15 protein-coding genes are annotated in these 14,354 nt (G+C 54.3%); 8 read left to right on the top strand and 7 right to left on the bottom strand.

The genetic code is table 11. The annotated features are described in order from the left end of the window. Positions 1 to 16 precede the first annotated feature (16 nt). From NT140_05330 to NT140_05320, 3 genes are read right to left on the bottom strand one after another with little or no spacing between them, the layout of a single operon-like run. The gene (locus tag NT140_05330; GenBank protein ID MCX5831295.1) at positions 17 to 619 is read right to left on the bottom strand and encodes a hypothetical protein; all 603 of its coding nucleotides are present in this window, start codon (positions 617 to 619) and stop codon (positions 17 to 19) included. Beyond that, positions 612 to 1,976 carry a diguanylate cyclase gene (locus tag NT140_05325; GenBank protein MCX5831294.1) on the bottom strand — a complete coding sequence of 455 codons (1,365 nt, stop codon included), beginning with the start codon at positions 1,974 to 1,976 and terminating at the stop codon, positions 612 to 614. The genes NT140_05330 and NT140_05325 overlap by 8 nt, the downstream gene beginning before the upstream one ends. Continuing rightward, the gene (locus NT140_05320; GenBank protein MCX5831293.1) at positions 1,973 to 3,682 is read right to left on the bottom strand and encodes a transglutaminase-like domain-containing protein; all 1,710 of its coding nucleotides are present in this window, start codon (positions 3,680 to 3,682) and stop codon (positions 1,973 to 1,975) included. The genes NT140_05325 and NT140_05320 overlap by 4 nt, the downstream gene beginning before the upstream one ends. 542 nt (positions 3,683 to 4,224) lie before the next feature. Between NT140_05320 and NT140_05315 the strand changes: the two genes are divergently transcribed. The 7 genes from NT140_05315 (at position 4,225) to NT140_05285 (ending at position 10,449) form a co-directional block, all read left to right on the top strand. Further along, the gene (locus NT140_05315) at positions 4,225 to 5,391 is read left to right on the top strand and encodes an ABC transporter substrate-binding protein (GenBank protein ID MCX5831292.1); all 1,167 of its coding nucleotides are present in this window, start codon (positions 4,225 to 4,227) and stop codon (positions 5,389 to 5,391) included. Between the two features lie 72 nt (positions 5,392 to 5,463). Beyond that, a complete protein-coding gene (locus tag NT140_05310) occupies positions 5,464 to 6,345 on the top strand; it encodes a branched-chain amino acid ABC transporter permease (GenBank protein ID MCX5831291.1) in 882 nt (293 codons plus the stop codon). A gap of 25 nt (positions 6,346 to 6,370) precedes the next feature. After that, positions 6,371 to 7,228, top strand: coding sequence for a branched-chain amino acid ABC transporter permease (locus NT140_05305; protein ID MCX5831290.1), 858 nt, complete (start codon positions 6,371 to 6,373; stop codon positions 7,226 to 7,228). Continuing rightward, complete coding sequence (locus NT140_05300; protein MCX5831289.1) at positions 7,228 to 7,983, top strand: ABC transporter ATP-binding protein; 756 nt, start codon at positions 7,228 to 7,230, stop codon at positions 7,981 to 7,983. Before NT140_05305 ends, NT140_05300 begins: the two co-directional genes overlap by 1 nt. Further along, on the top strand, positions 7,976 to 8,704 hold the full coding sequence (locus tag NT140_05295) for an ABC transporter ATP-binding protein (GenBank protein ID MCX5831288.1): 729 nt from the start codon (positions 7,976 to 7,978) through the stop codon (positions 8,702 to 8,704). The genes NT140_05300 and NT140_05295 overlap by 8 nt, the downstream gene beginning before the upstream one ends. A gap of 78 nt (positions 8,705 to 8,782) precedes the next feature. After that, positions 8,783 to 9,667 (top strand): ATP-binding cassette domain-containing protein, encoded by an 885-nt coding sequence (locus NT140_05290; protein ID MCX5831287.1) that lies wholly within the window; start codon positions 8,783 to 8,785, stop codon positions 9,665 to 9,667. Next, positions 9,664 to 10,449: an ABC transporter permease gene (locus tag NT140_05285; GenBank protein MCX5831286.1), complete on the top strand. Its 786-nt coding sequence runs from the start codon at positions 9,664 to 9,666 to the stop codon at positions 10,447 to 10,449. The genes NT140_05290 and NT140_05285 overlap by 4 nt, the downstream gene beginning before the upstream one ends. Positions 10,450 to 10,556: 107 nt before the next feature. Here the strand turns inward: NT140_05285 and NT140_05280 are convergent, their stop codons facing one another. The 4 genes from NT140_05280 to NT140_05265 all read right to left on the bottom strand — a co-directional run bounded on the left by NT140_05280 (position 10,557) and on the right by NT140_05265 (position 13,704). Next, the gene (locus tag NT140_05280) at positions 10,557 to 11,861 is read right to left on the bottom strand and encodes a pyridoxal phosphate-dependent aminotransferase (GenBank protein ID MCX5831285.1); all 1,305 of its coding nucleotides are present in this window, start codon (positions 11,859 to 11,861) and stop codon (positions 10,557 to 10,559) included. 96 nt (positions 11,862 to 11,957) lie between these two features. Then, positions 11,958 to 12,230, bottom strand: a complete 273-nt coding sequence (locus NT140_05275) for an HU family DNA-binding protein (GenBank protein ID MCX5831284.1) — start codon at positions 12,228 to 12,230, stop codon at positions 11,958 to 11,960. A 102-nt stretch (positions 12,231 to 12,332) separates the two neighbouring features. Then, positions 12,333 to 12,875, bottom strand: a complete 543-nt coding sequence (locus NT140_05270; GenBank protein MCX5831283.1) for a hydrolase — start codon at positions 12,873 to 12,875, stop codon at positions 12,333 to 12,335. Between the two features lie 211 nt (positions 12,876 to 13,086). After that, complete coding sequence (locus NT140_05265) at positions 13,087 to 13,704, bottom strand: hypothetical protein (protein ID MCX5831282.1); 618 nt, start codon at positions 13,702 to 13,704, stop codon at positions 13,087 to 13,089. A gap of 102 nt (positions 13,705 to 13,806) precedes the next feature. On the opposite strand from NT140_05265, the gene NT140_05260 reads away from it, so the two are divergent. Further along, the gene (locus tag NT140_05260; GenBank protein MCX5831281.1) at positions 13,807 to 14,181 is read left to right on the top strand and encodes a hypothetical protein; all 375 of its coding nucleotides are present in this window, start codon (positions 13,807 to 13,809) and stop codon (positions 14,179 to 14,181) included. The last annotated feature ends 173 nt before the right edge of the window (positions 14,182 to 14,354 follow it).

Genomic DNA, 14,354 nt, shown 5'->3' with positions numbered 1-14,354 from the left:
TATCCGTAACAGACCCTCAGCGCAGCATCTTTTCCCGTTTGTCCAATTGTATCTCCAGATTTTTAAGCAGTTGCAGATCATTTTTCAACTGTTCGTTCTCCTGCTGCAGCTCGGCCAGTTCCGCCTGGTATTTTTCACTCAAAAGGCGCACTTCTTTTTTTAATTGCTCATTTTCCCGTAGAGTTTTGCTCCTGTCGGTCGCCAGCTTCTGTACCATATTTTGTTCGGCGGGAAGTAGGGGCGCCGCATGCGCCGCCCCTACACGGTAAGTATCCAGTTCCCCTATCAGGCGGAGAATCGCACGGGCGGCGGCGCTCCATTTGCTCTGCGGGTAGCCGCTCAGCAGCGCTTCCAGTGTTTGCTTAGCCGTGGCGAATGCATCTTGATTGAACGGACCGGCAATTTGATTCAACGCCTGGGAAAAAAGCTCCTCGTCACTTTTTTTGCCGGTGCTGTAAAGAGAGCCCGCTGGGCCTGATTGGGCCTCGTCACCCGGTACGATTGCCGACGTCACCGTTTGTGGCGGCCTGGCCTGGTCGGCAACCGGCGGCAGAGAAGCTGTACAGGCGCTTATCAGGGCGACCAGGCAGTAAAGAACGATCCAGAGTTTCTTATCCATTTTTTTCCCCACGGTTGAAAAGGTGTTCCACGTCTTCCTGTTTTACGTAGTTGCTGCCCGGCAGGGTTTTGGCATATTCTTTCAAATTTGCTGCCATGGCGGACATTTCCAGGGGATTCTGGAAGCGGCTGCCATTGTCGGTGGCAATAGCGATGGTCATTGTGATGAGGGGGAAATTACGCCTGATCCCGCTGCGGTCATTGCCTGTTAAAAAGCCCTTTTCCCGGTCTTCCTCGGTATAGAATTTTAAGCTGCGTTGGTCGAACTCCTCCAGAATGGCCTGGCACATTGCCTCGGCCGGATGTGGTTCCGTGATGAGCACAAAATCATCCCCGCCGATATGACCGATAAAAACATCTGGACCATCAGTGTTTTTTGCTTGTTGCATGATGATCTGCCCTACCTCTTTAATGACTTCACTACCCCAAGCGTAGCCGTAATTGTCGGCGAAAGGCTTGAAGTTGTCCAGATCCAGATGGCAGAGAGAAAAGGGCCGTTTTGCCGCCAGGCGCATTTCAATATGCTTTTCGATGGCCAGATTGCCGGGAAGCCCCGTCAAAGGGCTCGCGTCACGGTGGGATGCTTCCAGTACCTTGAGCCGTTCGGCCATGACGATGAAGGCGCTGGCCAGGCTGCCGATCGCGTCTCCGCGGTTCATGTTGAGATCGTTGTCGAACCTGCCTTCGGCAATTAGTGCGGTGGCCTTTTCCAATTTTTTGAGAGGTCGGGCGATGTTGTAAGTAACGAGCATGGCCAGGGTAAAGCCGACAATCAGACTGATAATACTCAAGGCGATGGTTATTCGTGATGCCTGCAGGCTTTCATCCTTGAACAACCGGACATTGCTGTCTATACCCTGCTCCGCCTTTTTCCCGATATAACGCACGCTGCTTGCCATCTCATCAATAAATTGCTTTCCTTCCTTTTCCGAGAGAAGCAGGGCCTCGTCCAGGCGGTTTTCCTGCATCAGGGCCAGTTCCCTTTGAAAAAGCGTATCGTACTGCTCCTGCAGGGAAGATAACCGGGCCAGCTTGGCGTTGAAATCGGCGAGATGATATTTATTGATATTCTCGACGCCTTTTTTGAATTCCTGGCTTCTGGTCCGGAATATTGTTGCAAAAGAAGGATCTTTAAATATCAGGGCTTTTTTTTCTGTGCTTTCCTGGGTCAGCAGGGCGTCCACCATCTGCTTGCAGTTATCCAGTATGACATAGTCCTGGTTAGTGATGTCATGGGCCAATTTGTTGAGATTCTGCAAACTAACGACCGCGTAGGCGCTGGATAACACTGTCAGCAAGGCCATGCTCAGATAACTTAAAAGCAGTTTCCTGTTGATCGTTAATTTGGGCAGTTTCATTTTGTCGTCAAACCTGTGAGCCGGTAATTGAATTCGTAATTCAGGGCGCCACTCCAGTCCTCGGTGAAGATGTTCTTGTAGCGGGTGCCATCGGCCGGGCCAACCGGTTTGCCGTAAGTGTAAAACCAGTTGACTATCGGGCTGCCGCTGAAGCCCAGCGCGATCCAGTAATTGCCGGGCATGAGGGTAATTTTTTCCTGGGTGAAGGCGAAATCTGTCCAGCGGTATCCCGGTTTGAGGGACAGTTGCTCCAGGCTGATGAAATCGCTGGTGGCGATGGGCGTGCCGGGCTTGCCCTCATTGTCCTTATACAGCTCTACCCACAACAAGCCCTCGCCTCCGAAGTTATGCAGGGCCAGGGCAACTTTTTTCAGAGATACCGGTTTGGACAACACAACCACCTGAGCGTACTGGGTCAGCTTGGTCGTGACATATTCGGCAGTTTCCACGAGAAAATTGCGGGACATCTCAAATTGTCCGGCCGTGGTGGCCTTAGCCGTCCGTGGAAAGGCAAAGTCCAAATCTTCGGGAAACTCGAGGTTGCCGAAGGTAAAGGGCACCTGATAGACAAGCTTACTTTGGTCCGTAGCCGTGATGGTGACGGGCGGCGGCGGCGTTTTCAGGGCGAGCTGTTTGAACTGGGCCTTGACGTTGGGAGAAAGCAGAATATTTTTGGGACCATAGGCCTCACGATCGCCTGTTACCTTCACCACGTCACTGTTGAAATCGGCGCTGATCGTTTCCTGGAGTTTCGGCTTGGATTGAGCATCGCGATTTTGCGCCCAGCGCAGCATACCGTCGTTTTTGGTTTCGTTGTTGTCAATTCCTACCTCTATCCGGACAAAACGATTCGAAACAAAAAGCTGCGTGTTCTGGGGGTCGCAGGGAACCCAGCCCTGGTCGGGGAACCAGACTTCAATCCAGGAATGGCGACCTTGTCCCATTTTAAAGGTTAAAGTGCCCTTCTGCCAGGAAACGTCGAAGGGTTGGTTCAGGGTGACGCCATTCACGATGCGCACCGGAATACCCACGGAGCGCAGCAGGGCGGCGCTCAAATGCGAGAAGTTCTGACAGTTTCCCTTGCCCGAGGTGAAGGCATAAAGCGCGTCATACTGGACAGGGGGATTAACGTAATGCACGTGGTCCACCACCCAGGAAATTACCCGCTGCACGGCATCGAATTCTGTTTTGACTTCCGCGGTCAGTTGGACCGCCAGTTCTCGAATGCGAGGGTCCTGGGACTGCACCTGCTCCGTGGCTTTCAGATAATCCAGCATGGCCGGCTCCGGCTTGGCCAGAGGAAAGGGGGCCTGCGTCTCCAATGTTTTCAGGCCGGTCTTGTTGACGGCATTACAGGAGAGGCTGACGTCTATCAGAGAGGGTACTTTTGTCCAGGTGGCAAGCACGATGCTGTTGCCGCGACCATCAGTCGTGGTTTTTTTCTCCTGCGGCTCCGGCTTCAGAACGAGCTTGAAGTCGCTGATTTCCTGACTATACGTTGGAGATTGAAAGGTTTGGGGCACCACAAAGCTAAGCGACATTTGTCTCATGCCGTCGCCCGGCGTAACTTGGTGCTGAAGTTCATACCGGATGGTTGATGCCATCTCGCCCTTGACGGTATAGTTTTCCGCCCAGCCGTGCCTGGCAAGCAAGAAATTACTGAGCAGGCAAAGGATGCAGAGGATAAAAATTGTGATTTTCTTCATAGTTCCCTCGCTTCAAGTTTCATGGTTCAGCGCATTAAATATGGCAGTTTTCCTCAACTGATTAGCAAGATAGCCTAAAGTATTGTTTTTGTAAATACCGGTGATGCATAGTGGGCAATATTTTTTTGCTTGCGGGGTCTGTAATGGAATAACTTGCACAAAGTTATCGGTGGTGAAACTACGGGTGTCAACAGAAATGGGCAAATCAGTTATTGACCGAAGCCGGGCAGGTTAAAGATTCCTGTCTCCTCCCGGCAATCGGGGCAAAGAGCGTTTTCTCTATACGATTTTACAGTATTATCAACCATTTTTCACATAGGTGATCGCCGTCGCTTTGCAGCGGCGTTCCTTCTTATAATCAGATACACAGACTGTCAAGGAAGAAGGAAAAGGATAATTCAATATCTCATTGACATACAAGTCCGTTGCTGCTTATAATTATCCCGTCAAAAACAAAGCCTTATTAAACATCACGCCTGCAGAGGGGCACGGCAGCCCGGCCCGTTTCTCTGCATCGGAGACTTGGACTCGGGCTTAATATGATGGAGGTTTGCATGTCAAGAAAGATTGTCGGTGCGTTATGCAGTCTCGTGGTAGCGCTGGTGGTAGGGGCGACGGCTCAAGCGGCTGAGGTTAGGCTCGGCGTAGCGGCGGCGCTTACAGGGCCCGTTGCGAAGTATGGCGTGCCGATCAGGAATGGCTTCACCCTCGCTGCCGAAGAGGTCAACGCCAAGGGAGGGGTAAACGGCCATCTGCTTGTTCTCGTCGTTGAAGACGAGCAGGCGAAGAAGGAAGAGGCCATCAACGTTTTCAAGAAGCTCATCTTCCAGGACAAGGTGTTGGCCATCTTCGGCCCCACCCTCTCAAACTCGGCTTTTGCGGCGGATCCGATCGCCAACCAGGCGAAGGTCGTGGTCTTTGGCACGAGCAACACTGCCAATGGCATTACCGACATGGGACCCTGGACCTTCCGGAATTCCATTATGGAGGCCGACGTTCTTCCCGTTACGGTGCGCGAGGCGGTAAAGAAGTTCAAAATCAAGAAGGTCGCGGTCCTCTACGGTAATGACGACGCCTTCACCAAGGGAGGCTACGATGTCTTCAAGGTCGTCCTGGAGGCCCAAAATATCCCGGTCACCAACACCGAGACGTTTGCCAGAGGCGACGTGGATTTTCGCGCCCAACTCACGAAGATAAAGGCCCAAAACCCCGATGCCATCGTCTGCTCGGCCCTGGCGGAGGAGGCGGCCAACATTATCCTCCAGGCGCGCAACCTCGGGATTACCGTTCCCTTTGTCGGCGGCAACGGCTTTAACTCGGCCAAACTCTTCGAGATCGCCAAGGCGGCGGCCGATAATACCATTATGGGCGGCCCCTGGGCAGCCGAGAGCAACAGTGCCAGAAACAAGGGCTTCGTCGCCGCCTACACCAGGAAGTACGGCGCCGAACCGGATCAGTTTGCCGCTCAGGCTTACGACGCCTTGTACATCGTGGCCCAGGCCCTCAAGACAGTTAAACTGACGGGCAGCCTGGAGAAGGATCGCCAGTCCCTGAGAGACGCACTCCCCTTGGTTAAGCTTGAAGGGGCCACCGGCTCCTTCACCTTCCGGAAGGCGCCCGCCAAGGCAGGCGTTGAGACGGGCTATGATGCCCGGCAGGACGCACATATCTTTATCGCCAAGGGTGGCAAGTTCGTTTTAATGAAGTAACGTACCGACTTCCGTTGAATCCAGGACCCAGGCCAGGATTGTTCTGCCTGGGTCTTTTGCAAGAGTTTCCTGATGATCGCTCAACAGCTCGTCAACGCCTTGACGCTCGGAAGCGTCTATGCCCTGTTCGCCCTTGGCTTTACCCTTGTGTTCGGGGTGCTGGAGGTGATCAACCTCTCCCACGGCGCCGTGTTCATGGTGGGGGCTTACGTGGCGCTGCTGCTGGTGACCAAGGCGAATCTCGGCATTTGGGTGGCGTTGCCCTTAGCTATGCTCCTCTCCGGCGTCCTGGGGCTGCTCATAGACCAGGTCGTCCTGAAACCCCTGCGGGCCCGGCGGGCCCACCACCTCATGCCCATGATCGCAACCATCGGCGCGGCCACCCTGACGACCAACGCGGTCCAGGGGATCTTTGGCGCGGAGACCTCCCGCTTCCCTTTTGGAACCATTCCCGAAGAGAGCTTCCAGGTGGGCGCGATCCTGGTTACCGAGCTCCAGATGGCCATAGTGATCATCTCGTTCCTGCTTATGGTTCTGCTGGTGGCAATCCTGCAGCGCACCCGGCTCGGGAAGGCCGTGCGCGCCGTAGCCGAGAACCCCCAGACCTCCTACCTGCTGGGAATAAACGTGGAAGGGATTTTTCGGCTCGTATCCTTTACGGCTGCGGCGCTTGGGGGTGGAGCGGGGGTTCTCATCGGGCTCTCTTTTAACGCCATTTACCCCTTTATGGGCCAAACACTGCTGCCCAAGGGGGTGGCCGTGATCATCCTGGGAGGCATGGGCGATGTGCGGGGCGCCATGGTGGGAGGACTCTTCCTGGGGGTGGCCGAGGTGATGAGCGTGGCTTATCTTTCCAGCGACTATCGGGACGCAGTCGCTTTCGGGCTCCTCTTTCTGATTCTCCTGGTGCGCCCCTCGGGCCTCTTCGGCCGGGTCGTGGAAAGGAAGGCGTGAGGCGGCGTGAGACGGAGGAAAGCGCGTGACTGACGATTTGCAGGTCTTTTGGGCCACATACAACACGCTTGTCTACACCGTGGGCGTGCATTCGATGCTCGCCCTCTCGATCTACCTCACGCTCTCCTGCGGGCTGCTTTCACTTGGCAACGCGGCCTTCATGGGCATCGGGGCCTACACGGCGGCTCTGGGAACGCTGCGTCTCGGACTTCCTTTCGGAGCGGCCTTGGCGCTCGGCGGGCTCCTGCCCGGTCTGGTGGCCCTGGTGATCGGGATACCGACGCTGCGGCTTTCGGGGGTGTACTTAGCCATGGCTACCCTGGGCTTCGGAGAGGTGGTACGGGTGATCTTTTTGAATCTGGAGATCACCGGCGGCTCCATGGGCTTGAACGGCATCCCCATGAAAACCCAGCTCTGGCACATTGTGGCAATTCTCGCCGTCCTCGTTTACGGATTCGTGCGGCTGCGGCACTCCAAGATCGGCCGCTCCTTCGAAGCCATCAAGGAGGATGAGACTGCCGCTAAGGCGATGGGCATCAATACCACCTTATACAAGCTGCTGGCCTTCGTTTTGGGCGCCTGCATCGCCGGGGTTGCGGGAGGCTTGAACGCCCATTTTACCTTCTTCGTTTCTCCCCGCGAGTACGGATTCGACCCGGCGGTAGACATCCTGACCGGCGCCATTTTCGGCGGCACCGGCAGCTTTGTGGGCCCCATGGTCGGCAGTTCAATCCTGGCCGTCTTGCCGGAACTCCTGCGGTTCCTCAAAGCTTTTCGCTTGTCGGTAAACGGGCTTATTCTCATCCTCGTGGTCATCTATCTGCCCAACGGGATCTGGGATCGGAAACTCTTCGCCAGGTTCCGGAGAAAGGGGGCCACCTGATGCTGCGGATCCATGGTCTCACCAAGCAGTTTGGGGGCCTGCTGGTTCTGGACGATGTTTCGTTCCAGATGCCCGAGGGGGTCATTTACGGTCTCATCGGTCCCAACGGATCCGGCAAAACCACGTTGTTCAATCTGATCACCGGCATCCTCACGTCCACCGCCGGTACCGTACACTTGGGCAACGAGCTGCTTACCGGCCGCCTGCCTCACATGGTTACACGGGCGGGCATCGGCCGCACTTTCCAGAACATCCGGATCTTCCGGGAGATGACCCTTTTGGAGAACGTGATGGTGGGAATGCACGGCCACTTGCGTTACGGCCTCGCCGGCACCCTCCTCAGGCTGCCTTCCCAACGTAGCGAGGAAAAACGCGGGAGGGAAAGGGCCCGGGAACTTCTTTCCTGGGTAAGTCTGGATACAAAGGCCACGCTCGAGGCGGGAAGCCTCTCCTACGGCGAGCAGCGGAAGCTTGAACTCGCCCGTGCGCTGGCTACCGAACCTAAGGTGCTCCTGATTGATGAGCCGGCGGCCGGCATGAATCCGGCCGAAACCGAAGAGCTCATGGCTGAGATCACTTGTATCAGCCGGCGCGGATACACCATCCTCTTGATCGAGCATGACATGCGGCTGGTGATGGGACTCTGCCAGAGGATAGCCGTCTTGAACTTCGGGAAGCTCATCGCCGAGGGGCCTCCGGGGGAGATCCGGCAGCATCCCGAGGTGATCGAAGCCTACCTGGGGAGGGATGTGTGAGGCCATGAACGAACCCCTCCTCGAGATCACCGGACTCGCGGTCAACTATGGCCACATTCGGGCCGTCCACCAGGTGGATTTGACGCTTCAGCCAGGGGAGATTGTTGCCCTGATCGGCGCCAATGGAGCCGGGAAGACGACAACCCTGCTGGCCGTTTCCGGGCTTCTCAAACCGTCTGCCGGGGCCATCTTCTTCGCGGGTCAGGATGTCGGACGGCTTCGCCCGCAGGAGATCGTGCAGCGTGGACTGGTTCAAGTTCCCGAAGGGAGGGCCATCCTGACGACCCTTACCGTCCGGGAAAACCTGGAACTCGGTGCATACAGCAGACGGAATCGGCACGAGGCGACACTCGACCTGGGAAAAGTGATGGACCGCTTCCCGATCCTGCGTACCAGGGAGAACCTCCCGGCTGGGAACTTGAGCGGCGGGGAACAGCAGATGCTGGCGATCGGCAGGGCGCTCATGGCAAGACCGCGCCTCCTGCTTCTGGACGAGCCTTCCATGGGCCTTGCTCCCCTGATTGTCCAGGAGATCTTCGCGATCCTGCAGGAGATCAATCAAGAGGGAACATCGGTCCTTCTTGTGGAGCAAAACGCCCGGCAAGCCCTGCGGGTTGCCCACCGGGGGTACGTGTTGGAGACCGGGAGGGTCGTCCTCACCGATACTGGCCACAACCTGCTTATAAACCAAAAGGTAATCGAGGCCTATCTTGGAGGGTGAGGGGGGTATGGTGTCCCCATAATGATGGCATCACAAGGAGTGTAATTTCGCTTGAAAACCAGTATAAACGCCCATAACATGCGCAAGACCTACGGCGATCTCGTGGCCGTGGATGATGTCTCTTTCTCGGTGCTGCCGGGAGAATGTTTCGGGATTCTCGGTCCTAACGGGGCAGGGAAAACGTCCATTATCCATATGATCTATGGCTTTTCTTTGATGACCGGGGGCGCCTTGCAGATCTTTGGGCTGGATGCCCGGGAACATCTGCGCGCCATCAAGGCGCGTCTCGGCGTCTGCCAGCAGGATAACAGCCTGGACCCCGACCTGACGGTGCGGCAGAATCTGGAGGTATTTGCCCGCTATTTCAATATTCCGCGCCCGATTGCTCAGGAAAGAACGCAAAAACTGCTCAAATTCATGGCCTTAGACCACCGCCAGGATGCCCGCGCGATTGATCTTTCGGGGGGCATGATGCGCCGGCTGATAATCGCCCGCGCCCTCATCAATGAACCGGATTTGCTGATCCTCGATGAACCGACGACCGGTCTTGATCCCCAGTCGCGGCATCAGGTCTGGGAGCGGTTGGAAGAGCTGCGGGCGGGCGGACTTTCAATCCTCCTGACGACGCATTATATGGACGAAGCGTCCCGGCTCTGCGACCGCGTGGTGATCATGGATCACGGTCGCATCCTGGTAACGGGCGAGCCGGCGGCATTGGTAAAGCAGCATATCGGCCAGGACATCATCGAGGCAGATGCTCCCTCGGCTGAGCTCCGGGCCTATATCCGGGACCGAAAATGGCGACATGAAGACCTGGGGCACCGGCTGATTATTTATGTGGAAGAGGGCAACGATATGTTCCACGAAATAAGTAAGCTATGCAGCAAAGAAGGCTGCCTGCTGCGCATGGCCACCCTGGAGGACGTTTTTTTGAAATTAACGGGGAGGGACCTGCGGGAATGAAAACACCCTACAACCTCTCTCTACTCTTCTGGCGTGTCTGGCAGCGGAATTTCACCGTTTACCGGGAAAACTGGAAGGTGAGCTTTGTCCCGCCCCTGCTGGAACCACTGCTGTACCTGCTGGCCTTTGGCGTAGGCTTCAGCGCCCTGTTGGGAAGTTTCCAGTTTCAGGGCAGCAATATGTCCTATCTCAGCTTCATCGCCCCGGGGCTGATTGCCATCAACATTATGAACAACGCTTTTTTCGAAAACACCTATGCCTCCTTTGTCCGGATGTACTATCAGAAGACATTCGATGCCATGATGGCCACCCCGCTGACGCTGGAAGAGATCATTACAGGGGAAATCATCTGGGGCGCCACGAAGGCGGCTATTGCCACCACCATTATGCTGGCCGTCGTCAGCCTCTTCGGTCTGATCGCCTATCCGTCCGGCCTGCTGCTCATCCCGCTCGCGTTCCTGGGCGGGCTGGCCTTCGGGTCCATCGGCATGTTTTTTACGGGGATTGTCAAGAATATTGAGCTCTTCAACCTGCCGGTCTTTCTCTTCATTACGCCGATGTTTCTGTTCAGCGGCACTTTTTTTCCTGTGGAGAATCTGCCCCGGTGGGCGGAGTGGCTGGCCTTTATCCTGCCGCTCACGCATCTTGTCAAAATCTGCCGGGCCCTGGCCTGGGGACAATACCACCTGTCATTGCTCTGGGAAGGCGCCTATTTTGTCGTCTTCGGCCTGATCTTTTTCCCGCTGGCCATAGCCAAGATGCGTAAACGACTTATGAAATAGATAGTCATACCGGCGTAGGCCGGTATCCGTGCGCCTGGATTCCGGATCGGGTCCGGAATGACGAATGGTATTTTTACACTTCGTTGTGCCCGCGACGGGCATAGGGGTTATTTAGCCGATTCGATGTACTGGACGACCTTTTCGGCGATGGTCTTTACGACGCGTTCAAACTTGGCCTCGTCCTTGTCCAGCAGGGTCATGCGGAAGCCGGGCACAGAGGTAAAGAACGATGTCAGCGGTACGACACAGATCCCGGTACAACCCAGGAGATAGTAAACGAAACGCTTGTCGAATTCGACATTGTCTTCTACGAGCCCTTCTATGTACTGCGTGATCTCGGGCTGTTGGATAGGTAATGTCTGCCTCCCGTTCAGAACCGCATCGTTGAACACGGCCGTCATGTAAAAGGCGCCGTTGGTCCGGTTCACAATCAGATAGGGCACGTCCTTCAAGATGTTGTAGGCAATATTGGAAAGTCTTTCATAATGGCGCACCCGCTCATTGAGATAATTGCCATACTCGGGATGGGTCATGATCTTGGGGATGGACATCTGCGGCAGCGTCGTGGAACAAACCTCCGACATCTTCTGGTTCAGGATCGTATCAATATAGCGGGCAAATTTTTCATCTTTATCGGCATTGTAAACCTCCATCCAGCCGCAGCGCGAGCCCGGCCAGGGGAATTCCTTGGAAATGCCCTTCATGCTGATACCCGGAACGTTACCGATGATATCGGCCAGCATGGCCGTTTTTTTCCCGTTGTAGACGATGTTGTGGTAGGTCTCGTCAAAGACGACAAAAAGGTCATATTTGCGGGCAATGCCCACAATCTGCCGGAGCGTCTCCTCGGTATAGACATAGCCGGTGGGGTTATCGGGATTGATGCAAAGAATCCCGACAATGGCCTGGTGACTCTTCACCTTCTGCTCCAGCTCGCGGAGATCGGGATGCCAATGGCTGTAGGGATTGAGCCGGTAAGTGTTGGGCGGAAAAGAGGCGTGCAGCACCTCGGCCAGCAGATGGGTGGAGTAGGTCGGTTCCGGCATGATGATGCGGGCATCCACATGGATAGAGCTGTAGGCGCGGGCAATGGCATCGCCGAGGCCGTTGAAAAAGATAATATCTTCCGCGGTTATCTGGGCGCCGCCCCTTTTATTGACAAGCTCTGCCAGGAACTCCCGGGTCGCAGTGACGCCTTTCGTGGGGGAATAGGCGAAGGAAAGATCGTCCCTCAAGACATCAAAGAGGACCTCTTTCATCCAGGCGGGGATCTTCTCCCCTTTCTGCACCGGGTCGCCGATATTTTCCCAGTCGAGCTCTACCCCGTATTCCTGGAGTTTATTGGCTACTGCCACAATATGTCTTATCTCATAGATAAGACCGCTGCCACTTTTGGCGATGTCGAATCTCATACCCCCGCCTTACCTTTAACTGGATGATAGCGTCTCATTGCCGCATTGATAAAAAAAGGGCTTTTAACGTTATGCCTGTCAAAAGCCCCTTCCAAACTATTTTGCCACCGTGTCTTTGAGTTTCTTGCCGGCTACAAACTTCGGGACTTTCTTGGCCTTGATCTTGATGGCCTTGCCGGTCTGGGGGTTTCTTCCTTCCCGGGCAGCTCTTTTTACTACCGAGAACGTACCGAAACCGATGAGAGTAACCTTTTCCCCCTTTTTCAGTGATGCTGTAATTGCATCCAGGACACAACTGACTGCATCTTCTGCGGTTTTCTTTTTGCCGACCACCTTGGCAACCGCACCTACCAGATCCCCTTTGTTCATTCTTCTTCCTCCTTAAGTTAAGTTGTTATAACTACCAGCCACGACCCGTGGCACCCGAATTTTTTGCTCATTAACAAACAAATTATGCATGGTTCACTTTAGCTATTTCACAAGTTTTGATATTGCCTTGAATTGGTCTGTTCCGGCCGCACGGCACAGCTCGAACAGAATCGCCTCACAAGAAGTAATGATTATCCCCTCCTGTCGCATTCTCTTAATGGCAGTCTGTTTATCGTCCGGCTTACGGCTGGAAATACAGTCTGCGACGACAACAGGCATGTAATTATTTTCCATCAAGTCTATCGCTGTCTGCAGTACACATACATGGGCTTCAATCCCACATATTACCACCGATTTTTGACCCGTTGCAGCAAGTGCCTTGCCAATGCCCTGATCATCATAGCAGCTAAAGGACACCTTTTCCATGGGATCGAAAGGGGAAAACAAATTTTTTATCTCGGGCACCGTTATCCCCAAGCCTTTGCGATATTGCTCAGTGACGATAAGTGGGATTTCCAATGCCTTTAGCCCTTCAATCAGGACCAGCGTGTTTGCCAGCAACTGCTGATTTTCGTAGATATGGGGCAACAAGCGTTCCTGGTAATCAATCACCAGTCCCAAGGTATTTTCTCTTAATACGCGCATGATACCCTCTTGTTACACCTTTGGATGTCAACCAAAACGATATCCTGTTTCAGCACAAAAAGTGGGACCAAATAACAAGGATTTTCCAGCCGGGAGGCTATTATACAATGGCAGAGCGTGTCAAGACAAATTTTCCAGGTGAAATAGATGCTGAAAAATAGATGACGATGTTTCTTGGAGAAAGCGAAAACCCAATCCAGGCAACTAGTGCTCACTTCCACCAGCGATCCTTTCCTGCGTTGTTGAATCGTTTGCCGCACACCGGGCACTTGCCTCCGGGCGGTAGGTCGGTTTTCCTAAATTCTACGGTACAGTTCCCACAGGTGATAAACGGCGAAGTTTCGGCGGAGAGTTGGCGTTGTTCCTTTTCCGTGGTAGCTTCCCACTCTATTGTCTTTGGCGCCGTTTGAGCAAGTTTCTTGCGGCCTTCCGGGGTAAGCACACGTTGTACCGCGCTGAGCATGTGGTTGGCCATGGTTCGTGTTGCGATGCGGATGTAGGTGAAGTTGAAGCCACCCTCCGAGTCTTTCCATTGGATGCAAAGGCGGTATGCCTCGTGAAAGGTCTTCTTGGGAAACAGTAATACCAGCGGTCCAATGGTCAGAATGCGGCTCAAGGTGTAGTGTTTCTGAACCGAGGAATCATCTATCAGCGAAACATCGGCCAAACCGTCGAGGGGGATGCGACCGAGTTCTTTGTCACCAGCGTAAAGGACGAGAGCTTCGGGGGTAGGCAGACACGCAACCTTCTGGTCAGCCGGGACGGCGTCCAGCAGGTCTTGCAAATTCGGGATGCCTGCGCGATTTTTGTTGCCAAATACGTTCTTCATTATGGCATGAAGTTTATATGAAAAATGGTGTCATGTCTATTGTTTTATATGGGAATCCCCCCATCCCCCCCTTTACCGAAGGGGGGTTAAGGGGGGATTTTCATGTTTTGTTGTGCCCGCGACGAGCATGGGCCTTCTTTGGAAGATAAGCGTAAGTCAGTCGAGGAAGTAAAGGCCAAGGCTGTCGAGGTCGCACGGAAACTCGAAACCGAGAAGGCCGCCGCCATCAAGACGCTGGCCAAAGTCCCCGTGTCCGAGGGTAATGCAGTAAAGTTTCTGTCCCCTAATGCCACAAAAACCCGATTCCCGAAAAATTCCAGAGAAATTTTCAAATATATCCCTGTTTTCTTTGGTAGCTTTCGTGTACAATTGAATGAGAGTTGCAGTTTTCGGAGGGTGGTTTTTCGGATGGGCGGGGGCGAGCATATCTTCCTGAACTCAAGCATCCGGCGATTTTTCCAGGCACTCAACATTTGAAATGGTAATCGAGCCTCTTGCAAAATGAGCAGTGTTACGAGGGTTATCACGATTCCCTTGCTGTTTTTCTGCCGTTCTCACTTCAGAGAGGGTGACTGGTTATTATTTACCCGTATTTTCGCAAATAGCCCATATTGATGGGCGCACCTCTCCTGCAGAGCAGAGCATCTTCG

This window comes from Deltaproteobacteria bacterium, assembly GCA_026388415.1.
Lineage (GTDB): Bacteria > Desulfobacterota > Syntrophia > Syntrophales > JACQWR01 > JAPLJV01.
Note: the sequence above shows the minus strand (reverse complement) of the source record. Positions and strands in the feature narration are given on the sequence as shown.